A 21,682-nucleotide genomic window follows, 5' to 3' on the forward strand; every position below is an offset into this window, starting at 1 on the left:
CGCTTCGGTATAGGCCGCGTAAAGCCGTTGCAGCGCGTGCGTGACGCCGGGACAGAGTTCGGCGAGATCGCGCAATTCCTGTTTCGGCAGGTCGATCTGGCGGAACAGCGGATCGGAAAAGATCTCGTTCAGTTCGGCGAAGAAGCGATCTTCGTCGGCGGTGGCAAGGTCGCGCAAATCGAGGTCGTAGGTCTCGGCCAGCCGCAACAGGATCTGCGCGGTCACCGGGCGCTGGTTGCGCTCGATCAGGTTGATGTAGCTCGGCGAGATGCCAAGCCCCTCGGCGATCTGGGTCTGCGACAGCCCGAGCTGCTGGCGAATGCGCCGGAAGCGCGGGCCGACGAAGAGCTTTTTTCCGGAATCGGCGGGCATGAGTTGTTCCCCTATGACCGCGGGCCTTCTTCACCTCTCCCAACAAGAGAAGGGGCGAATGGAGCCCTTTTCGGATCGCTAATCACGGCAGTCATGCTGACCCATTTGTGACAAAATTTACAAAACGACATCTATTACAAGTTCATATGTTACATGACATCACCAATCAATTGCAAGCAATCTGTACTCGTTCGGAAGATTCGCGTTTAGCTCTGAGCACGCATCTCGCAATGCACTGTCAAAACTGTTGAGAGACAAAGAGTGGCGAACCCAAGCGCTGCAGATTTGTCGTCACCGAAAGGATCACGCAAATGAACTACCAGCCACGTGGCATCAGTGACCGGGCTATCCAGGGACCGGCTTCCTACCTGAGCGAGATTGGAGCTGCCGAGGCGCTCCTCAAGACCAAGCCGACCTGGAACGGCGTCACCGCCGAAGCCGTGGCGCGCATGCGTCTGCAGAACCGCTTCAAGACCGGGCTGGACGTTGCTCGCTACACCGCAGCGCTGATGCGGAGCGATATGGCCGCCTATGACGCCGATCCCACCAAGTACACCCAGTCGCTCGGTTGCTGGCATGGCTTCATCGCGCAGCAGAAGCTGATTTCGGTCAAGAAGCATTTCGGCCGGACCGATCGCCGCTACCTGTATCTATCCGGCTGGATGATCGCCGCGCTTCGCTCCGAGTTCGGACCGCTTCCTGATCAGTCGATGCACGAGAAGACCTCGGTGCCGGCGCTGATCGAAGAGCTCTACACCTTCCTCCGTCAGGCGGACTCCCGTGAGCTCAACGATATCTTCCGCGCCCTCGACGCCGCTCGCAAGGCAGGCGACCAGGCAAAGGAAAAGGCGTTGATCGAAAAGATCGACAATTTCCAGACGCATGTCGTGCCCGTCATCGCCGACATCGACGCCGGTTTTGGTAATGCGGAGGCGACCTATCTGCTCGCAAAGAAGATGATCGAAGCAGGTGCGTGCGCTCTGCAGATCGAAAATCAGGTCTCCGACGAAAAGCAGTGCGGCCACCAGGACGGCAAGGTGACTGTGCCGCACGAGGTGTTCCTGGCGAAGATCCGGGCGTGTCGCCATGCCTTCCTCGAACTGGGCGTCGAAGACGGCATCGTCGTGACCCGCACCGACTCGCTGGGTGCCGGCCTGACGCAGCAAATCGCTGTGAGCCACAAGCCCGGCGACATCGGCGATCAGTACAACAGCTTCCTGGATTGCGAGGAAGTGACAGCCGCCAACGCCAGGAATGGCGATGTCATCATCAACCGCAACGGAAAGATGATGCGTCCGAAGCGGCTGGCTAGCAACCTCTACCAGTTCCGTGCCGGCACGGGCGAAGATCGCTGCGTGCTCGACTGCATCACCTCGCTGCAGAACGGCGCCGATCTGCTGTGGATCGAGACCGAGAAGCCGCATATCGAGCAGATCGCCAAGATGGTTGACCGCATTCGCGAGGTGGTTCCGAACGCCAAGCTGGCCTACAACAACTCGCCATCGTTCAACTGGACGCTCAACTTCCGTTGGCAGGTTTACGACGCGATGAAGGAAGCCGGCAAGGACGTCAGCAAGTACAATCGAGCCGACCTGATGAAGCCGGAATACGACGATACGCCGCTGGCCATTGAAGCCGACGAGCGCATCCGCACCTTCCAGGCCGATTCAGCAAAGCGTGCTGGCATCTTTCACCATCTGATCACGTTGCCGACCTATCACACGGCAGCTCTGTCGACTGATAATCTCGCGAGGGAGTATTTCGGTGAGCAGGGCATGCTGGGCTATGTGAAGAATGTTCAGCGTCAGGAAATCCGTCAGGGTATCGCCTGCGTCAAGCATCAGAACATGGCCGGCTCCGATATCGGCGACGAGCACAAGGAATATTTCGCCGGTCAAGCCGCTCTGAAGGCGGGCGGCGCCCACAACACCATGAATCAGTTTGGCTAACGGTACAGCAGGAGATTGCCATGACCAAAGGCAGTAATTTCTGGGTGATTGGCGGCGAGTTCGGCTCGATGAACTTCCACAAGCTCGTGGAAGGCTCGGCTCAGGTCAAAGGTCCCTTCAAGACGCGCAAGGAAGCGGAAGATTGCTGGCGCGAGGTATCGGAGGAGAATCGCCACAAGGCCGGCGTTCGTTTCTCCATCGTCGAAGAGCCCAACCGCACCGCGGCCTGAAGACGAGCTGTTGTCGGGTATCCGGGCCATGATCCCGAAGAGGATCAGGCCCGCGAGACAAGTGCCCAAGGACGGAGGCCCCATCCGGTTTTGCCGGGTGGGGTTTCTGTCTTCTGGCTAAGGTATTGGAAATAAAGAGCCTTTGCGCCGGCTTTGGTTGCTGATAGGTTAAACGGGCCGGAATTTGAGGGGTAAGGCCGTTCCGATGTCTGAGGCGCCAGCAACTGGCAGCAATCCCGCGAGCGAGCCGCGTCCGCTTCGCCTGCGCGACGCGCTTCGCAAGGCGCGGATCGAGGCGGCCGATCGCACCGGCGTTGTCGTTGATCTCCGCGATGCGGAGGTCGCCCGCCTGGAAATCCTGAACGACGCACTCGACCCTTTGTTCGCGCAGGTGCCCGAGCAGATCGACTTGTTCGATCGCGGCATCAGCCAGGGCGAGACGCCGCGACTGTGGATCGACGTGGTGGCACATGTGGTGATGGGACGCGACAAGCGCATCTATCGCTTCGTGCAGGACACCCGCTATGGCCGCATCGTGCTTGCGGAATCGCATGATGTGCCCGTGATCGTCGATGCGGTGACCGACTATGTCGCCCGCCGCATGGTTGAGCGCGAGCACGCGCTGGCGCCGATCAAGCCGCCGGAGCCGCAGGTCGCGGAGAAGCCGCGACGGCGCGGCCGCTTGCTGAGCTTTGTGCTCGGCTTCGTGCTCGGTGTGCTGGCGCTGTTCGCGCTTGCGATGATCGCGAGCTTGCAGAACCTGTGATCCCTTCGTCATTGCGAGGAGCCAACGGGTCCGGCCTTTTTGGCCGGCCCGATGATAAACTCCGCGACGAAGCAATCCAGACTATTTCCGCGGAGACATTTCTGGATTGCTTCGCTTCGCTCGCAATGACGACGATCAAATCAGCCGCGTGCGGCCGATCTCCGTGATGTGCAGCTCGTTGTCGATGCCGCGTATGGTCTGCTCGCACCGCCACGCATTGCCGTCGCGCTCGATGGCATAAACATTGTACGCTGCCGCCGGATGTCGACCGCGGGCAAGCGCGGACGCCGCCGGTACGCCGATGGAGGGGATCTTGCCATCCGGCCCGTCGAACCATTTGGTGGATTGGACGTGGTCATGACCGTGCAGGATCAGGTCGACCCCGTGCTTCTTGATGAGCGCAAGCAGCCGGCCGGAATCCGTGAGCCGCTTCGGCCGCGAGTCCGAATGCAGGGGATGATGAACCAGCAAGACGCGGAATGCCTCGTCGGTGGAGAGTGAGATCAGGATTTTCTCGATCCTCTCGAGCTGGAGGCGGCCGAGCGTGCCGGTCGCCATGAAGGGCGCGGTCGGCACCGCCGACGAAAGTCCGATCAGCGCCAATGGTCCGCGGCGGCGGACAAAGGGGAAGCCGCCGTCGCGTGACGCCTCGTCGCCCGCGACATAATCGGCAATGGCCTGCGCGAAGCGATGGCGCGTAGAGCGCACATAGGCGTCGTGATTGCCGGGGATTGCGGTCACGCGCTCTGGCGTGCCGACACTCGCGAGCCATTCCCGCGCCGGCTGAAACTCCGCCTCGAGGGCAAGGTTGACGAGATCGCCGGTGACGGCGATGTGGTCGGGCGCCTGCGCCTGCATGTCCTTGACCACCGCGTCCAGCACCTCGCGACGATAATACCGGCGGCGGTTTCGGGTCCAGTTCAGGTAGCCCAGCGCACGCTTGCCAAAAAGCTCGGCCAGGCGCGCTTTCGGGAGCGGCGGCAGATGCGGGTCCGACAGATGCGCGAGCTTGAAAGCGGCCATAGCGCCATCTATTGGCAAGCGGACCTTCTCGGCGCAAGATCAAACACGATGTCTGACGGTTTGGCGACACTGCGAAGGAGACTTGAGCCGCTGCTGCGGCGTATCTTCCATCTTTATTGGTGGCTTGTCCGTGGCATGACGCTCGGCGTCCGCGGTGTGGTGCTTGACGAGAGCAACCGGGTGTTTCTGGTCAAGCACGGATACGTGACCGGCTGGCACCTGCCGGGAGGCGGCGTGGAGATCGGCGAGAGTTTTGTCGAGGCACTTCGGCGCGAGCTTCTGGAGGAGGGCCGCATCGAGGTTGCAGGGGAGCCTGTGCTGCATGGCCTGTTCTTCAACAGCCATGTGTCCCGCCGCGATCATGTCGCCGTCTATATCGTGAGGCAGTTCCGTCAGGACCGGCTGCCTGCGCCCAACCACGAGATTGTCGCCTGCGGCTTCTTTGAGCTTGCCGCGCTGCCGGAGGGCACGACGCCGGGGACGCGGCTCCGGATCTCGGAAGTCGTCGAAGCCAGGGCGCCCATTGAGACGTGGCGTTAGGTCGAGCCTGTGCTAGTGGTGGCATGTAGAACGCGCGCGGCTCGCGACACGGACCCCATGAAACCACTTAAAATCCTCTGCGGCCTGATCTGCCTCATCCTGCTCGCGAGCCAGGTCTGGTCGATGTCGCACTGGAACGAGCAGCGCGGCGTCTATGACGACGTCTGCTATTTGCGGCAGGCGCATCTGTTCCAGCGCTTCGGACTCAGGGGATTCGACACCGATATCTTGCACGACGATGATGGCTATCTTGCCGCGAAGCTGAAGGAGATCGGGTTTTCCTCCGCCGCGCCGCCGCCGTGCCACACGCCGATGCAGGCCTCAGGCAAGCTCGTAATCCAGTATCCGCCCGGCACCGGGCTTCTGCTTGCGCTGTTCCCGCAAGGCCATCAGGTGATCCCGCTCTTCGTCGGCGCAACCGTCATAATCTTCAGCTTCGCGCTGCTTGGGATTGTGCTGGCGAGCTCAACGCCGGCGATTCTTTCGGCCGCCGTGCTGGGTTTGCTCGCCATCTACCTCATGATCAATCCGGCGAAAGCGAGCTATTCGATGGCGCCGACCATGGCCGCGTGCGCGCTGGCGGGCTTCCTCACCGCGCGGCTGTTTGCGAGCGAGCCGCAGCGCGAACGCATGTGGCTGACGCTCGCGCTCGGCCTCGTCCTCGGGCTGTCGGTCAATTTCAGGCTGCCGAACCTGTTTCTCTCCTCTGGCTATTTCCTGTTCTTCCTGCTCGCGTTCCTGTCGAGCCGGAAGCTCGAAATCGCCTCGCGCGGCTTTGGTTTCGGTGTGGCGTTCGTGATCGGCATGGCGCCGACGTTGATTGCCAACGCCATCAACGCCGGCAGCCCATTTGCGACGACCTATGGCAGCGCGGATGCCGTGCCGCCTCAGTTCTCGTTTACCATCATCAAGCAGTATGTCACCGACATGCAATTCGTGCTGCTTTTGCTCGCCGGCATTTCGATCGCCTATGTCTTCGCGGCGCGGAGCGAGGGTGGCGTCAGGCGCGTGGCGCTGGTGACTGTCGCAAATCTCGCCGTGAATCTTGCATTCTTCCTGAGCCATCCGCTGTTCACGCCGTATTACATGGTTCCGATCGCCATGCTTTCACTGTGGAGTGTCTCGTTTGCGCTGTTGACTGGACCTGCCGAGGCGATGGGCGGAAAGCTGATTGCGCAGGCGGCCGATACACGATCATGATATGCCGCGTGCCGGCCTATCTTTCCGGGCCGCCGATCATTAAAACCTGAGCCATGAACGATCTCTCTTTGACGATTCTGCCGGAAACGGCCGGGGATGCGCAGGCGATCGAACGGCTGCACGAGCGCACGTTCGGGCCCGGCCGCTTCGTGCTGAGCGCCTATCGGCTGCGCGAGCATGTCGACCATCTGCTTGATCTTTCGTTCACCGCGCGCATCGGCACGCTGCTGGTCGGATCGGTGCGGCAGCTGCCGGTCTGCGTCGGCGACACACCGGCCTTGATGCTCGGGCCGCTGACGGTAGAGCCGCCGTTTCGAAGCCGCGGTGTGGGCAGAGCGCTGCTCGACCGCGCGCTGGGCGACGCCAGGGCGAAGGGCCACGCGCTCGTGCTGCTGGTCGGCGACGAAGACTATTACAGCCGCGTCGGCTTCAAGCGCGTGCCGAAGGGCCGGGCAACCATGCCCGGCCCGGTCAATTGCGATCGCCTGCTGGTCGCCGAACTCGCAGTCGGCGCCTTCGAAGGTGTCTCGGGCGCGATCCGGCCCGACTGGAATTTCGCGCGTGGAGCAGAAGCGCGGTGACATCGCTTATCGTGGGTCGAGGCGGTGAGCTCGAATCCCGCGATCGCTTTTGGCTTCGGCAGTCGATGGATCAGGAGGCGGGAGGGGCGCGCGGCTGGAAAGCGACGCCGGCCGATTTCAGGTGAACGAATTCGGCATCGGTGGAGCGGTAGAGAAGCTCGACGGCTTCCGGCAGCAAGAGGATCGGCGGCGAGGCGAAGACCACCGTCCCCGCCATCGCCATGACGGCACAGATCGCGCAGCCATCGGGGCCTCGCCGCTCGTGCTTGCCGGGGGCTTGTTGGGCGCGCTTGCCGATGGCGAGCTTGCCGGCGTCAGCTTGACTGCTGCTCGGCAGGGCGGATTTGATAACCTTGGCAGGCGATGTCGCAGCGAGTGCATGGAAGTGTCCGCACGACAGCGCGAACTGCACGAGCAGCGCAAACAGCGTCAGCCGCACACCGCTTTTGATGTTCGAGCTTTTGATGTTCGAACGGAACCACTTCATGGCGAAACAGGCCTCGCATCGCAGCGGGCGGCTACGCCCTGAGGCGATGTTACATTATGCATCGGAAGGCTCCGACGGAGTCAATCGCAGCCGGTCGCGGCAGATGCTAGATAGAAAGTCGCTGTGATATTCATACCACGCAAGCGATGCGTGCCGTCAGCGGCCCTCGCGCAACCAGGTCGCTGCAAAGGCACCGAGCAGCAGTAAAAGTCCGATCAGGCCGGCGAAGATCGGCAGCACGCCGACGCCCTTGACGACGCTGGCATCGCGCATCTTCACGCCCATCCAGCCGTCGCCATGAAATACGCTGGAGGTGCGCACCGGCACGATGCGCGGCAGCTCGATGGAGGAGCCATCGACCACGCGCCTGGCGTCGCCGCCGGTCGCGTGCGCCAACGGCTGCAGCATGCGGGTCGTCGAGGTCACCTCCGAGAATTCCTTCGGATTGGTCGGGCCGACATTGGTCAGCGCCTTCAGTGTGCCGTCGGTCGCCTGCCACAGGCCCAATTCGTTGGCGGGGATGGTCGCGCGCCATTCTCCGGGGTCGCCGGCTGTGAGCGTCAATGTCTTGGTCGCGCCGGAAGGCGAGGTGACCGTCACGGGCGAGACGCTGTCGGCCATGGTCTGGCGGATCACCTGCAAATTCTTGCCCTGCACCTGCAGCCGCAGCGCCTCCTCGTCGAGGTCGGGCTCCTTCATCAGCCAGTGCGACATTCTCCGCAACAGGTCGAGATGCGGGCCGCCGCCTTCATAGCCGCGCGCCCACAGCCAGATGTGGTCGGTCAGGAGCAGTGCGACGCGCCCCTCGCCGAACCGCGACAGCAGCAGAAGCGGCTCTCCATCGGCGCCGGTCATGACCGGCGCGGTGACGGCGTTGCGCGTGTCGACGGTGCGGAAAAATCGGCTCCAGTGCGGCGGATCGCTCGCCGAACCCTCCAGCCCGCGCGTCACGGGATGACGCTTGCCGGCATCAGAAAGACGTGCGTAGAACGGTTTCTCGGTCACCCCGACCGGCTCGGCAGGCAGCACTGAATCCAGCGGTGTGCGCCAGATTGAGGTGTTGGAGGCGTAGTCCGGGCCGGCCGCCACCAAAACCGCGCCGCCCGTCCGCACGTAGCGCGCGATATTGTCGAAATAAGCGACCGGCAGCACGCCCTGGCGGGCGTAGCGATCGAAAATGATCAACTGGAATTCGTTGATCTTCTGCTGGAACAATTCGCGGGTCGGAAATGCGATCAGCGACAATTCGTTGATCGGCGTCCCGTCCTGCTTCTCCGGCGGCCGCAGGATGGTGAAGTGGACGAGATCGACGCTGGCGTCGGACTTGAGCAGGTTGCGCCAGGTGCGCTCGCCGGAATGCGGCTCGCCCGAGACGAGCAGCACGCGCAGCTTGTCGCGCACGCCGTCGATGGCGACCACCGCACGGTTGTTGACCAGCGTCAGCTCGTTGTCGAGCGGGGACGCCTCGATCTCGACGATGTTCGGACCTTCATGCTTGATATCGACGTCGACGCTGGAGGTCTGGCCGCTTTGCAGAGTCCGCTCGCCGATCTCCTCGCCGTCGCGGCGGATCACGACCTTGGCGCTCTGGCCGGTGACGCCCTGGTCGTCCAGCCGGTAGGTGATGGTCTGGGTCTGGCCGACGATGCCGAACCGGGGCGCGGCGGTGATCGCGATGCGGCGGTCGCGTTCGCCCTTGCGGCCGGTGATCAGCGCGTGCACCGGCGCCTGGAAGCCAAGCGCCGCCGTATTGGCGGGAATGTCGTGCACGCGGCCGTCGGTGATCAGGAAGGCGCCGGCGACGCGGTCGACCGGCACGTCCGACAGCGCCGATGACAGCGCGCCGAACAGATGTGTGCCGTCGGTCTCGCCGTCGGCCTGGCCGGCATCGACGACGCGGACTTCCAGTCCCTTGATTTTCTTCAGTCTGTCGACGAGCTCTTCCTGCGCTTTCGCCGTCTCCTGCGTGCGGGTGCCGAAGCTCTGGCTCGGGCTCTTGTCGACGACGACGACGGCGACCGACGATAGCGGCTCGCGGTCCTCGCGGGTGAAGGAGGGATTGGAGAGCGCGAGCACGATGAGCGCCAGTGCCGCCACGCGCACCGCCGCGCCGCGCGAGCGGGTGAGCGCCAACAGGGCCGCAATAACCACGATCGCCGCGATCGCAGTCCATAGCACGAACGAGGGAACCAGCGGCGTGAACGCGATACCGTAATTCATACGACGATCCTCTCGGCCTCGTCATGGCCGGGCTCGTCCCGGCCATTCACGTCTTGCCGCGCCAAAAGAAAGACGGGGATGCCCGGCACAAGGCCGGGCATGACGACGTGGATCTGGCAAGCCCTTGAGTTCATGACTCTCAATCTCTACTGGCCGAGCCGCTCGATCAGCGCAGGCGCATGCACCTGGTCGGCCTTGTAATTGCCGGTCAGCGTGTACATCACGATGTTGACGCCGGCGCGGAAAGCGTACTCGCGCTGCTTGGGTTCGCCCGGCGTGAGCGGCAGCATCGGCTGGCCGTCGGGGCGGATCGCCCAAGCGCCGGCCAGATCGTTCGAGGTGATGATGATCGGCGACACACCGTCGCCGCCGCGCGCCGGGCGCTTGTCGTTCTCTTCCTCGTCGCGCGGCAGGGCTTCGACCCAGGTCTGGCCGGTGGTGTAGCGACCGGGAAAATCGCGCAACAGATAGAATGTCTTGGTCAGCACGTGCTCGCGCGGCACCGGCTCGAGCTCGGGCACGTCGAGTGACGAGAGCAGGTCGCGCAGCGTCTGCATGCCCGGCGTTTGTGCAGCGCCGTTGTCGCCCGGGCCGGCCTCGATGGCATCGCGGGTGTCGAACACCACGGTGCCGCCCTGCTTCATATAGGCGTCGATCTTGTTGAGCGCGTCCTGCGGCGGCTTGGGCGTGCCCGGAACGATCGGCCAGTAGATCAGCGGGAAGAAGGCAAGCTCATCATGCGAGAGATCGACGCCGATGGGATCGCCGGCCTCGAGCGCCGTGCGTTGCGCAAGGAACAGCGTCAGTCCGGCGAGACCGGCCTTGACGATGGAGTCTACGTCCGAATTGCCGGTCACGACATAAGCGAGATGGGTTTGCGACGTGGCCCGCATCGCGAACTCGTCGCTGGCTTCATCGGCGCGTGCGAGCGAGGGCATGAATGCAACGCCGCCCGCAAGAATGGCGAAGGCGATCACGGCCGGCGCCGCGCGCCGGCGCAACAGGCTCGCGATGCCGCCGCCGAGGAAAGCGACCACGATCGCATCGATCAGGAACAGCGCGAGCGAGGCCGAGAGCAGGATGCCGCGCAGGTCGCGCGGCTCGGTATTGGTATAGCTCGCGCGTTGTGCTTTCAGCGGCGAGGTGTCGAGCGCAGCGATGCGATCGGCGGGCGCGAGCGTGTTGACCGCGAGCGGTCCGTCGGCCGGACCATAGAGGCCCGGCGGATGATCGAGCGTGGCGTGATCGCGGTAGTCCGCCGACAGCGGCTTCGCTGTAGACGGCGGCGAGGTGAACGCGCCAAAGCCGTCGAGCGTGTGCAGCGGTGCCAGCGTCTCCTTGCCGGCATTGGCCGCGACCCCGGGGCCGGGGGTGGAGGTGTAACCGGAAATATCGACAATCCTTCTCAGCATCTCGACAAAGGTGCCCGACATCGGCAGGTCGGACCAGCGCATATCGGCGCTGACATGAAACAGGCTTACGAGCCCCTTGCCGCGTCGCTCGCCGGTGACGAGCGGCGTGCCGTCCTTGAGCGAAGCCCAGGTCCTGGTGGCCAACGTCGCATCCGGCTCGGCGAGCACCTGCCGGCTGACGGTAACATCTTTCGGAACGACGAGGCCGTTGAACGGTCCATCCGCGCTGAAGGAGGCGAGATGCTGTGGCTTCTCCCAGGTCAGGCTGCCGCCGAGCGTGCGGCCGCCGCGGCGTAGCTTGACCGGCACAAGATCGTCGTCGCCTTGCGCCAGGCGCGGTCCGGCAAAGCGCACCAGCACGCCGCCCTGGTCGATCCACGCGTTGAGGCGGTCGCGGATTTCCGGCGACAGCGTGCCGATATCGGCCATGATGATCATCGGCAGCTTCTGATCGAGGAATTGCGTGATCACCTGCTGCGGCGCGCCCTTGTCGCCGCGCCGCACGTCGGCAAAGGGCGCGAGCGCGCGGCTGAGATAGAAAGTCGGCGCGAGCAGCGGCTGTGCGGTGTCGCTGGTCGATCCGGAGACAATGCCGACCGCGCGCCGGCGCCAGCGCTTGTCGAGGAGCTGCACCGCGCCGGCCGACCGCTCACCCGCAATTTCCAGCCGCGCGATGTCGTTGCGCAGCTCGACCGGAAGATCGAACGCGGCTTCGGTCTCATGCTCCTGCGGTCCGAAGCCGAAGCGCGCCTCGCCGATCGGCGAGCCCTTGGCGTCGAGCGCGCGCACCACACCGGTCGCAACGCCGCTATCGGCGCGCAGCACCTTCACCGTCATTTTCGCGGCGGCGTTTTCCGCCGCGGCGAGCGCCATCGCCGACGGCGTGCCGCCTTCGAAGATCGTCAGCGCTCGATCGCCGATGGTCTTGCCGAGGCCCTGGACGAACTTCGCGCCGCGACCGGTGTCGACGCCGTCGGAGAGCCAGGCGATGTCGGCGTCGCCGGTTGCCTTCAGGAACCGGTCGAGCGCAGTCAGCGTCTCGGCTCGATCGATCGAATAAGGCTTTGGCGCGAGCTGCCGCAGCGCGACGCGCGCCGCACCTGCCGTCAGGACGGTGATGTCGCGCGCCGGCTCCGACAGCGGCACCAGCGCGACGCCGCGGCGGTCGGTATCGGCATTGGCGATCAGCTCGTCGGCTGCGCGGATGCGCGTCTCCCAGTTCGATGCCGCGCTCCAGCCGTCGTCGAGCAGGATCACCAGCGGTGAGGAACGGCTGGCGACGCCGGTGTGCGGATTCCAGATCGGGCCCGCAGCCGCGAGGATCACGAGGGCCGCGGCGGCGAGCCGCAAGGCCGTGAGCCACCACGGCGTGCGCGACGGCGTCTGTTCCCTCGGCGCGATGTCGAACAGCAAGCGTGTCGGCGGGAACTCGATGCGCCGCGGCCGCGGCGGCATCACCCTGAGCAGCCACCATAGCAGCGGCAGGCTCAACAGACCGATGAGCAGCAGAGGTTCGGCGAAAGAGAGCGGGAGACCTGCGATCATGTGGCACGCCCCGCTTTGACATTCACGCGCGTGCCGTTCTTGCTCACCATCATGCCGCCATGCAGGAACAACAGCAGCTCCGCCGCCGAGCGGCTGGTGGTGTGAGTGGTGAACAACCAGTCGAGCTTGCCGGTCTCGCTCCGTATCTGGTCGCGGTGGAGCGCCACGCGCGCGACATAGTCGGTCATCCAGCTCTCGGCGCGGCCCGCGGTGATCATGCCAAAGCCTTCCGGCTCGACGAATTCGATGCGGCCCGAATAGGGGAAGGTCTCTTCCGCGGGATCGACGATCTGGACCAGCGCGCCGTGCGCGCCGGACGCCGACAATCCCGCCAGCATGCCTCTGATCTCGGTGATCGGCGACCAAAAGTCCGACAGCACCACGATTTCGGCGAGCGCCGACGGCACGAAGGACGGCGGCAGGCTCGGCCGCACCGCATCGTCATGCAGGATCGCCTGCGCCATCTTGTCGATCACGCTGCGGCTTGCGGTCGGATTCATCAGCCCAGGAATACCGACCCGCTCGCCACCGGTGACCAGGAGCTCGGCGAGCGCAAAGGTCACGATCAGCGTGCGCTCCAGCTTGCTGTCGCGCGCGCCGCGCGAGGCGAACGCCATCGACGGCGAGCGGTCGGGCCACAGCCACACGGTGTGCGCCGCCTCCCATTCCTGCTCGCGGACATAGAGATGATCGTCGCGCGCCGAGCGGCGCCAGTCGACGCGCTGGGCCGGCTCGCCCGAGACGAAGCGGCGATATTGCCAGAAGCTTTCGCCGGAGCCGGCACGGCGCCGCCCATGCAGGCCGTGGATCACGTTGGCGGCAATGCGGCGGGCTTCAAGCACGAGGCGCGGCAGCGAGGCGGCGAGCGATCGGCTTTCGCCATCGGCACGTCGGACTGCTGCGATCTCCTTCTCGTGCTTGACCGGCTCAGCCATCAACCGATCCGCGTCTTCAATTGCCGGATCACGTCCGGAATGGTGTGTCCCTCGGCGCGAGCGGAGAAGGTCAGCGCCATGCGGTGCTTGAGGATCGGCTCGGCGAGATCGAGCACGTCGTCGATCGAGGGCGCGAGCCGCCCGTCGAGCAGGGCGCGGGCGCGAACCGCGAGCATCAGCGATTGGCTGGCGCGCGGGCCCGGCCCCCAGGCGATCAGCTTGCCGGCCTCGCCGCCCTCGGGGCCGGGACGGGCGGCGCGGACCAGGGACAGGATCGCCTCGACGACGGAATCGCCGACCGGCAGGCGCCGCACCAGCCGCTGCGCCGTGATAAGCGCATCGGCCTGCATCGCGCCCTTGGCCAAAGTCTCTTCCGCGCCGGTGGTCTCGAACAGGATGCGGCGTTCGGCGTCGCGATCGGGATAGTCGACGTCGATCTCCATCAGGAAGCGGTCGAGTTGCGCTTCGGGCAGCGGATAGGTGCCTTCCTGCTCCAGCGGGTTCTGGGTTGCGAGCACGTGAAACGGCTTAGGCAGGTCGTGGCGCGCGCCCGCAACCGTGATGTGCTGCTCCTGCATGGCTTGCAGCAGCGCCGACTGCGTGCGCGGGCTGGCGCGGTTGATTTCATCCGCCATCAGGAGTTGCGCGAAGACGGGACCGGCGATGAAGCGGAACGAACGCTTTCCCGTGTTGCTCTCGTCGAGGACCTCGGCGCCGAGAATGTCCGACGGCATCAGGTCCGGCGTGAACTGGATCCGCTTGGCGTCGAGGCCGAGCGTGATGCCCAAGGTTTCCACCAGCTTGGTCTTGGCGAGGCCGGGCACGCCGATCAGGAGCGCGTGGCCGCCGGAGAGGATGGTGACAAGCGTGTTCTCAACCACCTTCTCCTGGCCGAAGATGACGGTCGAGACCGCTTCCCTTGCCGCGCGGATCTGCCCCGAGACCTGTTCCGCCGAGCGGACGATCACGTCCTCGAGCTTTTCCACACTATCAGCCATTCCAGTCTCCCTGACCTTCAAGAGGTAACCGAAGCAGTCGCCATAAACCCATGCTAAAACAGCGCAAAGGCCATGTATTCGCTGAATTTATCTATCCCCACTTTATCGGCATTTCGGGGTATTGACGGCATCACGATGTGGCGACCTGATCCCGGTATTTTCCCGGGGAACTTGCGCCATTATCTAACGTATGTCCTGCACCAATCGTGCCAATCGAGATGATTAAAACGTTAAGGCAAACCATGGCGAAGCAAGGGCAGAGCACAACCAACCTTGAAGGCCTGACGGTGGCGGCACGGGAGGCGACCAACGCCGCCCCGGGCGGAAAAGGCCTGCCACCGGTGCACCTGTGGAATCCGCCGTTTTGCGGCGATCTCGACATGCGAATCGCTTCCGATGGTACTTGGTTCTACATGGGGACGCCAATCGGCAGGGCCGCGCTGGTGCGGTTATTCTCAACCATCCTCAAACGCGAGGGCGACAAGCATTTTCTTGTAACGCCGGTGGAGAAGGTCGGCATCCGCGTCGACGATGCGCCGTTCCTTGCGGTGGAGATGCAGAAGAAGTGCGACAGCCGCGGCTCCCTGTTGCGCTTCCGTACCAATGTCGACGACTGGGTCGATTGCGACGCAGCCCACCGGCTGCGCTTTGAGGCCGCCGCCGACGGCGGGCTCACGCCCTATCTCCACGTTCGCGCCGAGCTGTGGGCCAAGGTCACGCGCGCGCTCTACTACGATCTGGTTGACATGGGCGAGGAGCGGATGGTCGATGGGCAGGAGAAGTTCGGGGTTGAGTCTGCCGGCGAGTTCTTCCCGATGGCGGATGCCGAGCAGGTGAGGGCTGCGCTTTGAACGAGCCGATGGTGAGAGCTGCGCCCGCCGAGATAACCGCGGCGGATTTCTATGACCGCGCCCGCGCGCGGCTGCTTTTCGACGTGCCGCCCGGTCTCGTCGATCCCAATATCATTCCGGAAACCGGGGATCCCGGCACCAGTCGCATGCTCGAGATCATCGCGCGCGAGCAGCCGGTGCGGCCCGCTGCAGTGCTGATCGGGGTGGTCGCTCACAAGGAGCCGACGGTGCTGCTCACGCAGCGCTCGGCGCATCTCAACGAACATGCCGGCCAGATTGCCTTTCCCGGCGGCAAGATCGACGCGACAGACGGCTCGCCGCTCGAGGCCGCGCTCCGCGAAGCGCAGGAGGAGATCGGGCTTGACCGATCCTTCATTGATCCGATCGGTTATCTCGATGTCTACGGCACGGGCTTCGGCTTCCGCATCCTGCCGACGGTGGCGCGGATCAAGCCCGGCTTCAAGCTCGCCATCAACCATTCCGAGGTCGACGACGCCTTCGAGGTGCCGCTCACGTTCCTGATGAATCCGGCGAACCACCAGGTTCACAGCAAGGATTTTCGCGGCATGGAGCGTTCCTACTACGCCATGCCGTTTGCGGAGCGCTACATCTGGGGGGCGACAGCCGGAATCCTGCGGGTACTATACGAGCGGATCTATCTGACATGATCCGTCCGGCACTCACCGAGATCGGAATTTTCCTGATTCCCTTTGGGGTGTATGTGCTGTTCCTTCTTGCGACCCGTTCCGGCATTCTCGCGCCGGCGTCCTGGCCGATCCAGATGGTGGCAAGGCTTGCGCTCGGCTCGCTGCTTCTCGTGATGCTGAGCCTGGTCCTGCTCGCGCAATTTTCGGGCAGTGCGCCGAATTCGACCTATATTCCCGCCCATATCGAGAACGGCAAGCTCGTTCCCGGAGTTGAGAAATGAACGATCATTGGGCGCTTTCGAATGCGCCCTGGCTCGATTCCGGCCCGACCTCCCGCGTGCTGACGCTGTTGAGCGGCGGCGGCGAGGAAGCGCGCGTGGTCGGCGGCGCGGTACGCAATGCGCTTTTGAACCTTCCGATCGGCGATATCGATATCGCGACCACGGCGCTGCCGGAGGAAGTGGTCAGGCGCGCGAAGGAAGCCGGTATCAAGAGCGTGCCGACCGGCATCGAGCACGGCACCGTGACGCTGGTGGTCGAAGGCAAGCCGTTCGAGGTGACGACGCTGCGCGAGGACACCGAGACCTTCGGCCGCAAGGCAAAGGTCTCGTTCGGCCGCGACTGGGTGGGCGATGCGCACCGCCGCGACTTCACCATCAACGCGTTGTCGGTGGGCGCCGATGGCGTCGTGCACGACTATGTCGGCGGGTTATCGGATATCGCGGCGCGACGGGTGCGTTTCATCGGCGTGCCGAAGGAGCGCATCGAAGAGGATTTTCTGCGCATCCTCCGCTTCTTCCGCATCCACGCCGCCTTTGGCGCGGGCGAGGTCGATCGCGACGGCTATCTCGCCTGCATCGCCGCGCGCTCGGGGCTGGCGACGCTCTCGGCCGAGCGCGTGCGCATGGAGATGCTGAAATTGCTCGTTGCCGACGGTGCCGCCGCCGCCTGCGTCGCGATGGCCGATAGCGGCCTGCAGCAGACGATCGTCGGGGGCGTCGTCTACACCGGAACGCTCGCCGCCATGATCGCGGCCGAGCGCGCGCTTGATCTCGAGCCCGACGCGATGCGGCGGCTTGCGGCGCTTGCCGTTGCCGTCACCGAGGACGCGAGGCGGATTGCGGCTCGACTGCGGTTGTCGAACAGCGAGGCAAGGGCGCTCGATTCCATGGGCCATCGCTGGTGGCGGCTGGAAGGCATGGACGAGGCGCGCGCAAGGCGCCGGCTCTACCGGCTCGGCGAAGGTCCGTACCGCGACAGGCTGATGCTCGCCTGGGCGCGCGCAGGGACCGGTGCCGATGCCGCGCACTGGATCGAGCTGGCCCGACTGCCGCAGCGCTGGACAGCGCCGAAATTTCCGCTTCGCGCCGCCGATTTCATCGCGCGCGGGGTCGCTGAGGGGCCCCAGTTGGGCCACGTGCTGACGCTTGCGGAAGACGCCTGGCTCGCTGCGGATTTTCCGTTAGAGCCGGGCCTGCTGGCTTCCCTCGCTGATCAGGCCGTGACCCGCCTTACCCGCGATCCAAAACCCTGAACCTTGCTTTCCGCCTTCGCCAAGGCCTGCGAGCCGCGAGCCTTGTCGACGGCGGCTCGCCCCAGGCGACATCCGATCATCCGACCTGACCGCCTTCGTTGCGCCGAATGATCTTCAACACCAGCAGGATTGCTCCGGCGATCACGAACAAGACGCCGATGGCGATCGTTACCGGTGACGCTACGTTGGCGCCAATCGCAGCGATCAAGCCGCCCAGAATCATGGCGAAGACACCGCCGAGTTTTTTCGCGAAAAGGATAGATCCGTCGACTGCACGTGTAGCCATGGCGACCTCTCTTTCGGTTCGATTTCCTAATCGGAGGCCGGCAAGAAACCGGGTGCCGGACGGCATTCAACCATCTGGAACGCCTGAAGTTCCCTTCAATCCTTGGCAGTTGCGAAATCGAGCCACAACCGGGCGCCGGAGAGGCTCTCTCGCTAGCATTGCTCTTGCGGTGCCGAGGCAGGTCACGCTTGATATACGATGGTGGTGGAGGCGCCCGGCGCGGCGCGTCACTCGGTTTGAATAAACTTGAACCTGTCGCGCGGGAAAGCCGATGGAGTCCAGAGAAGGCATAGGCTTCGGACGCAGTGTCGCAACGCTGGTCGTCGCCGCGGTGCTGGTATGCGCGGCTGCGTCACTGGCGCGCAGCGTATTCGAGCCGCTGGCCGCGGCTCTGTTCATCATGGGCATCGTCTGGCCGGCCCAGAAATGGCTGCAGTCGCGACTGCCAAAGCTCGCCGCACTCGCGATCACCATTCTCTTCACGACATTGATCTGTCTCGCTTTCGCCTCTGTCGCGGCCTGGGCCTTTGGCCGTGTCGGACATTTCCTCGTTGCCGACGCTGCGCGCTACCAGGCCTTCTATGAACGCGCCGTGATGTGGCTCGACGGCCATGGCGTCGAGATTGCCGGTCTCTGGGCCGAGCATTTCAACGTGAGCTGGCTGTTGGGCGCCATGCAATATGTGACGGGACGCGCCAACTCGTTGCTGAGCTTCTGGTTGATCGCGATCGTCTATGTCGTGCTGGGCCTGATCGAGATCGATGACTTCCGGCGACGGATCGACAGGCTCGAGAACCGCACGGCCGCGCGCGTGCTGCTGGAGGGCAGTGCGGCGACCGCAGCCAAGTTCCGGAAGTATTTGCTGGTGCGGACTCAAATGAGCATCGTCACCGGCGTGCTGGTTGGCCTGTTTGCGGGCATCACCGGCCTGCCATTCGCATTCGAGTGGGGCGTGATCGCATTCGTGCTCAACTATATCCCGTTCATCGGCCCGTTCATTGCAACCCTGTTTCCCACACTGCTCGCCATGACGCAGTTCGAGAGCTGGCCGGCCGTGTTCGGCATTTTTGCCTGTCTCAATATCATTCAGTTTGTGGTCGGCAGCTATATCGAGCCCCGTGTGGCCGGCGCCAGCGTCTCGATCTCGCCCCTGGTCGTGCTGTTTGCGATCTTTCTCTGGACCTTTTTGTGGGGCCTGTTCGGCACCTTCATCGGCGTGCCGATCATGCTTGCGATCCTGACCTTTTGCGGAGAGCACCCGTCGACGCGATGGATCGCAGAGCTCCTGGGCGGACCGGTCGAGGCCAAGTCGGCGCAGCCCTAGCTGCCGGCAATCTCGACCCGTTCAGGTCGCGCCAGGCAAAGACCTCCATTTGGGCCACGCATGAGCCTGTGAATATAGAAATGGCTGCCGGCATTTTCGCCGATACTCATCACCGGCGAGGGGGCCGACACAATCTTCAGGGCGCCGCATGCTCCGATCCAGTCGACATGGCGGTGACCGTGCATCACGATCGCATGGTCCGCAAGGTTCTGAATCCTGCGCACGAACCAGCTGCCGTTGACCAATGCCGTTCCCACGCGTTCGGAGAATGTCTTGACCGGCATCGGATATTCCACGAGGTGGTGGTGCAGCGCGATGATCCAGGCAGCTCCTGGAAAATGGCCGATGGCCGCCTCGAGCCGGCGCGCCTGCTCGAACGAGATAAGCCCGAGCGCATTGGTGAAGGAGAAGTGAGTCGCGGCATTGGAATCGAGGACGGCTATGCCGAGACCGTCCTCGCGGTCGGGTGGCAGAATCATCGGGAATTGGGCAGCGAAAATTCGCCGCAGCTCCGCCGCGCGGCGCACGCCACCGTGCTCGGCAAATGCGGCGATTTGCGCCTGATGCGGTGCCAGCGCCTGGTGCAGGGTGGCAGCGATGGTCCCTGAAGCATCGACGGGGCGCGCGCGTCCGCCCTGCACGGCGGCGATCGCCGACAAGGTGCGCATCTGCCGCATCCGCTTGCCGGGACTGAGAGGCAGGTCGAGCCGGGCAGGATTGGCGCGGTCGACGATGTTCACGTCGTGATTGCCCGGCAGCATGATCGTGCGGGCAACAAGCTCGGGATGCTCAAACAGCGCATCGAGAAATTCCGCCCATTCGCTGGCCCGCCCCGCGTCGGTCATGTCGCCGGTGATCAGCACGTGATCGAACGGTTCGGCGGCATGCATGGCGGCGAGCTGCGCGAACACGCTGCGAAGACGTTCGTTGCCGCGCGGGCCGGCGCGTCCGCTTTCGATCCGGAATCCATATCGCTCGCCGACGGCGTGGAGATCGGACAAGTGAGCAACACGCCAGATGCGAGAGCCGGATGCAGGAGCATCGAACGCGGCAAGGTTGACCGGCTGGTTCATCCTCGCATCGGCAAGACCCCACGCCAACGAGGCGACGGCCAGGTAGCAACACACCACGAAGGCTGAATTGGCAAGCGTTGCCTTCACGAGAAGATGCATCAAGGCGAGCTCGTGCAAGGCCGCAGTCCATTGCGTGAAAGGCCATACAAGGATCGCGACCGATACCGCAACTACGGCAAGCAGGATGCCCGCGCCCAGCGAAGACGCGCGACGCAGCCTCGTCCGCAAGGCGGGGGTAACGTCTTTTCGCCATGCTCGCTCTGCCAGGTGCTGCAGCGCCTCGCGGCCGAACGCGTAGCTCGGCTGGACCGCGAGCGCGTTGAGCGACCAGAAATTGATCTCCACGAGCTGCAGCAATGGTCGCCATCCGATCCATCCCAACGCGGCAATCGCGATCAGCGTCAGCGCTGCGCCTATCTCAGTCAGCGTGAGAAGATGCTCGGACAGAATGGAGAACCACGTGGAGACCACCAGGGGGGCGAGGCCGAGCGATACCGCCGGCAGGAGCAGCAAGACCGTCCAGGCGAACAGGAGCTTCAGCAGGCTGATCTCGACGAGCAAGCTGCCGGCGATGGCGAGCACCGAACGTTGCTTGGGACTGGCGGCATCGTCCTCGATATCGCCGCGGCGAGGATCGAGCCATATGCGCTCTTGCGCCTTTCCAGCATCGTCCGCTGATGTCGACCGCGTCATGGCCGGAAGTCCGCTGCATCATGCCTGATCCGACGCAGGATAGTGCAGCGGACGGCAAGTGTCCCGGTCTTGCAATCGAAATAGATCTGCAGAAGGAGCGGCGTCGCCGAAGGCCCTGCATTGTGGACATGTGCTGACCCCCGCCGAAGATGCTTGGCTCGCTGTGGATTTTCCGTTAGAGCCGGGCTGCGTAGCTCCCTCGCTGATCAGACCGTCGCCCGGCTCACCCCGCGATCCCAAACCGTGAATATTGCTTCAGGCTTCGCCGACATCTCGCTCCTGCAGCTTCTGCTGGTGGCGTTCGTGGCGTTGTTTGCCTCGATCATCGGCGGCCTTGCCGGCTATGGCACCGGCGCGCTGATGCCGCTGGTGCTGGTGCCCATGGTCGGCTCCGAGCCCGTGGTGCCGATCATCGCGATCTCGGCGATCTTCGCCAATGTGAGCCGCAGCACCGCCTATTTCCGCTATGTCGATCGCCGCCGCGCGCTGATCGTCAGCCTGTGTGCGGCGTTCACCACGGCGCTCGGCGCCTACGGCTACACCCGGCTCGGCAACGCGGGCGCGGCGCTCGTGATCGGCAGCATGCTGATCCTGTCCGTGCCGCTGCGGCGCGTGCTGCGCCGCCGCGCGGTCAAGATCGGCGACAGCACGCTCGCGGCCGGCGCGGTGGGCTATGGCGTCGTGGTCGGCGGCACCTCGGGCTCGGGCGTGATGCTGCTGTCGCTGTTGATGGCCGCGGGCCTGGAAGGGGCCGCAGTGATCGCAACCGACTCGGTGATTTCGGTCATCACCAGCGTCATCAAGATTTCCGTGTTCGGGCTCGCCGGCGTCGTCACCGCGCAGGTGCTGGCTCTCGCTCTCCTGATCGGCGCCATCGGTTTTCCCGGCGCGTTCCTGGCCAGGGCCTTCGTCGAGCGCATGCCGGTGCACATCCACACCGCGATCCTCGATGCCGCCGTCGTCGCCGGCGGACTCATGATGATCTCGGCCGCGTCGCGGCATTTGCTCGCGTGAGC

The 21,682-nt window shown here is 64.3% G+C and carries 22 protein-coding genes and 1 pseudogene; 13 read left to right on the top strand and 10 right to left on the bottom strand.

The genetic code is table 11. The annotated features are described in order from the left end of the window. Positions 1-372, bottom strand: a 372-nt coding sequence (locus tag VKR55_RS19430; protein ID WP_324405758.1) for a helix-turn-helix domain-containing protein, incomplete at its 3' end; no start/stop codon positions are given. Positions 373-683: 311 nt separating this feature from the next. Here VKR55_RS19430 and VKR55_RS19435 point away from each other — a divergent pair. The 3 genes from VKR55_RS19435 to VKR55_RS19445 all read left to right on the top strand — a co-directional run bounded on the left by VKR55_RS19435 (position 684) and on the right by VKR55_RS19445 (position 3,317). Then, positions 684-2,321, top strand: a complete 1,638-nt coding sequence (locus tag VKR55_RS19435) for an isocitrate lyase (protein ID WP_324405761.1) — start codon at positions 684-686, stop codon at positions 2,319-2,321. 20 nt (positions 2,322-2,341) lie between these two features. Continuing rightward, the gene (locus VKR55_RS19440) at positions 2,342-2,551 is read left to right on the top strand and encodes a DUF4170 domain-containing protein (RefSeq protein WP_324405763.1); all 210 of its coding nucleotides are present in this window, start codon (positions 2,342-2,344) and stop codon (positions 2,549-2,551) included. A gap of 205 nt (positions 2,552-2,756) precedes the next feature. Continuing rightward, a complete protein-coding gene (locus tag VKR55_RS19445) occupies positions 2,757-3,317 on the top strand; it encodes a hypothetical protein (protein WP_324405764.1) in 561 nt (186 codons plus the stop codon). 135 nt (positions 3,318-3,452) lie between these two features. Here the strand turns inward: VKR55_RS19445 and VKR55_RS19450 are convergent, their stop codons facing one another. Beyond that, a complete protein-coding gene (locus VKR55_RS19450; protein ID WP_324405765.1) occupies positions 3,453-4,340 on the bottom strand; it encodes a metallophosphoesterase family protein in 888 nt (295 codons plus the stop codon). Between the two features lie 48 nt (positions 4,341-4,388). On the opposite strand from VKR55_RS19450, the gene VKR55_RS19455 reads away from it, so the two are divergent. From VKR55_RS19455 to VKR55_RS19465, 3 genes are read left to right on the top strand one after another with little or no spacing between them, the layout of a single operon-like run. Further along, positions 4,389-4,880 (top strand): NUDIX domain-containing protein, encoded by a 492-nt coding sequence (locus VKR55_RS19455; RefSeq protein WP_324405766.1) that lies wholly within the window; start codon positions 4,389-4,391, stop codon positions 4,878-4,880. A gap of 57 nt (positions 4,881-4,937) precedes the next feature. Next, a complete protein-coding gene (locus tag VKR55_RS19460; protein WP_324405768.1) occupies positions 4,938-6,080 on the top strand; it encodes a hypothetical protein in 1,143 nt (380 codons plus the stop codon). Between the two features lie 53 nt (positions 6,081-6,133). Next, positions 6,134-6,661: a GNAT family N-acetyltransferase gene (locus tag VKR55_RS19465; RefSeq protein ID WP_324405770.1), complete on the top strand. Its 528-nt coding sequence runs from the start codon at positions 6,134-6,136 to the stop codon at positions 6,659-6,661. 70 nt (positions 6,662-6,731) lie between these two features. Here VKR55_RS19465 and VKR55_RS19470 read toward each other — a convergent pair whose 3' ends face one another. The 6 genes from VKR55_RS19470 to VKR55_RS19495 form a co-directional block, all read right to left on the bottom strand. Then, positions 6,732-7,148 carry a DUF2946 domain-containing protein gene (locus VKR55_RS19470; RefSeq protein ID WP_324405771.1) on the bottom strand — a complete coding sequence of 139 codons (417 nt, stop codon included), beginning with the start codon at positions 7,146-7,148 and terminating at the stop codon, positions 6,732-6,734. 156 nt (positions 7,149-7,304) lie between these two features. Then, positions 7,305-9,368 (bottom strand): hypothetical protein, encoded by a 2,064-nt coding sequence (locus tag VKR55_RS19475; protein WP_324405772.1) that lies wholly within the window; start codon positions 9,366-9,368, stop codon positions 7,305-7,307. After that, positions 9,365-9,502 (bottom strand): hypothetical protein, encoded by a 138-nt coding sequence (locus VKR55_RS19480; protein WP_324405773.1) that lies wholly within the window; start codon positions 9,500-9,502, stop codon positions 9,365-9,367. The genes VKR55_RS19475 and VKR55_RS19480 overlap by 4 nt, the downstream gene beginning before the upstream one ends. A gap of 12 nt (positions 9,503-9,514) precedes the next feature. Further along, positions 9,515-12,322: a DUF4159 domain-containing protein gene (locus VKR55_RS19485; RefSeq protein WP_324405876.1), complete on the bottom strand. Its 2,808-nt coding sequence runs from the start codon at positions 12,320-12,322 to the stop codon at positions 9,515-9,517. Beyond that, positions 12,322-13,260, bottom strand: a complete 939-nt coding sequence (locus tag VKR55_RS19490) for a DUF58 domain-containing protein (protein WP_324405775.1) — start codon at positions 13,258-13,260, stop codon at positions 12,322-12,324. Before VKR55_RS19490 ends, VKR55_RS19485 begins: the two co-directional genes overlap by 1 nt. Then, positions 13,260-14,258 (bottom strand): AAA family ATPase, encoded by a 999-nt coding sequence (locus VKR55_RS19495; RefSeq protein WP_324405776.1) that lies wholly within the window; start codon positions 14,256-14,258, stop codon positions 13,260-13,262. The genes VKR55_RS19490 and VKR55_RS19495 overlap by 1 nt, the downstream gene beginning before the upstream one ends. A gap of 242 nt (positions 14,259-14,500) precedes the next feature. Between VKR55_RS19495 and VKR55_RS19500 the strand changes: the two genes are divergently transcribed. Genes VKR55_RS19500 through VKR55_RS19515 form a run of 4 tightly spaced genes read left to right on the top strand, consistent with a single transcriptional unit; the run spans position 14,501 to position 17,290 of the window. Further along, positions 14,501-15,109 (top strand): DUF1285 domain-containing protein, encoded by a 609-nt coding sequence (locus VKR55_RS19500; RefSeq protein WP_324405878.1) that lies wholly within the window; start codon positions 14,501-14,503, stop codon positions 15,107-15,109. An 8-nt stretch (positions 15,110-15,117) separates the two neighbouring features. Next, entirely contained in the window at positions 15,118-15,777 is a 660-nt protein-coding gene (locus tag VKR55_RS19505; RefSeq protein WP_414642398.1) for a CoA pyrophosphatase, read from the top strand. Then, a complete protein-coding gene (locus VKR55_RS19510) occupies positions 15,774-16,037 on the top strand; it encodes a DUF6111 family protein (protein ID WP_324405780.1) in 264 nt (87 codons plus the stop codon). The genes VKR55_RS19505 and VKR55_RS19510 overlap by 4 nt, the downstream gene beginning before the upstream one ends. Next, entirely contained in the window at positions 16,034-17,290 is a 1,257-nt protein-coding gene (locus VKR55_RS19515) for a CCA tRNA nucleotidyltransferase (RefSeq protein WP_324405781.1), read from the top strand. The genes VKR55_RS19510 and VKR55_RS19515 overlap by 4 nt, the downstream gene beginning before the upstream one ends. Before the next feature lie 76 nt (positions 17,291-17,366). Here the strand turns inward: VKR55_RS19515 and VKR55_RS19520 are convergent, their stop codons facing one another. Further along, positions 17,367-17,642 carry a hypothetical protein gene (locus VKR55_RS19520; protein ID WP_324405782.1) on the bottom strand — a complete coding sequence of 92 codons (276 nt, stop codon included), beginning with the start codon at positions 17,640-17,642 and terminating at the stop codon, positions 17,367-17,369. A 205-nt stretch (positions 17,643-17,847) separates the two neighbouring features. Here VKR55_RS19520 and VKR55_RS19525 point away from each other — a divergent pair, with 205 nt between their 5' ends. After that, the gene (locus tag VKR55_RS19525) at positions 17,848-18,900 is read left to right on the top strand and encodes an AI-2E family transporter (protein ID WP_324405783.1); all 1,053 of its coding nucleotides are present in this window, start codon (positions 17,848-17,850) and stop codon (positions 18,898-18,900) included. Here VKR55_RS19525 and VKR55_RS19530 read toward each other — a convergent pair. Further along, positions 18,897-20,666 carry a metallophosphoesterase family protein gene (locus VKR55_RS19530; protein WP_324405785.1) on the bottom strand — a complete coding sequence of 590 codons (1,770 nt, stop codon included), beginning with the start codon at positions 20,664-20,666 and terminating at the stop codon, positions 18,897-18,899. The genes VKR55_RS19525 and VKR55_RS19530 overlap by 4 nt on opposite strands. 99 nt (positions 20,667-20,765) lie before the next feature. Here VKR55_RS19530 and VKR55_RS33095 point away from each other — a divergent pair. Both VKR55_RS33095 and VKR55_RS19535 read left to right on the top strand, forming a co-directional pair. Beyond that, positions 20,766-20,894 (top strand): annotated as a pseudogene (locus VKR55_RS33095) (CCA tRNA nucleotidyltransferase); the annotation flags it as partial. A gap of 15 nt (positions 20,895-20,909) precedes the next feature. After that, positions 20,910-21,680: a sulfite exporter TauE/SafE family protein gene (locus VKR55_RS19535; RefSeq protein ID WP_324405786.1), complete on the top strand. Its 771-nt coding sequence runs from the start codon at positions 20,910-20,912 to the stop codon at positions 21,678-21,680. The last annotated feature ends 2 nt before the right edge of the window (positions 21,681-21,682 follow it).

Origin of the sequence: Bradyrhizobium sp., from assembly GCF_035309285.1 — a bacterium.
Classification (GTDB): Bacteria; Pseudomonadota; Alphaproteobacteria; order Rhizobiales; family Xanthobacteraceae; genus Bradyrhizobium.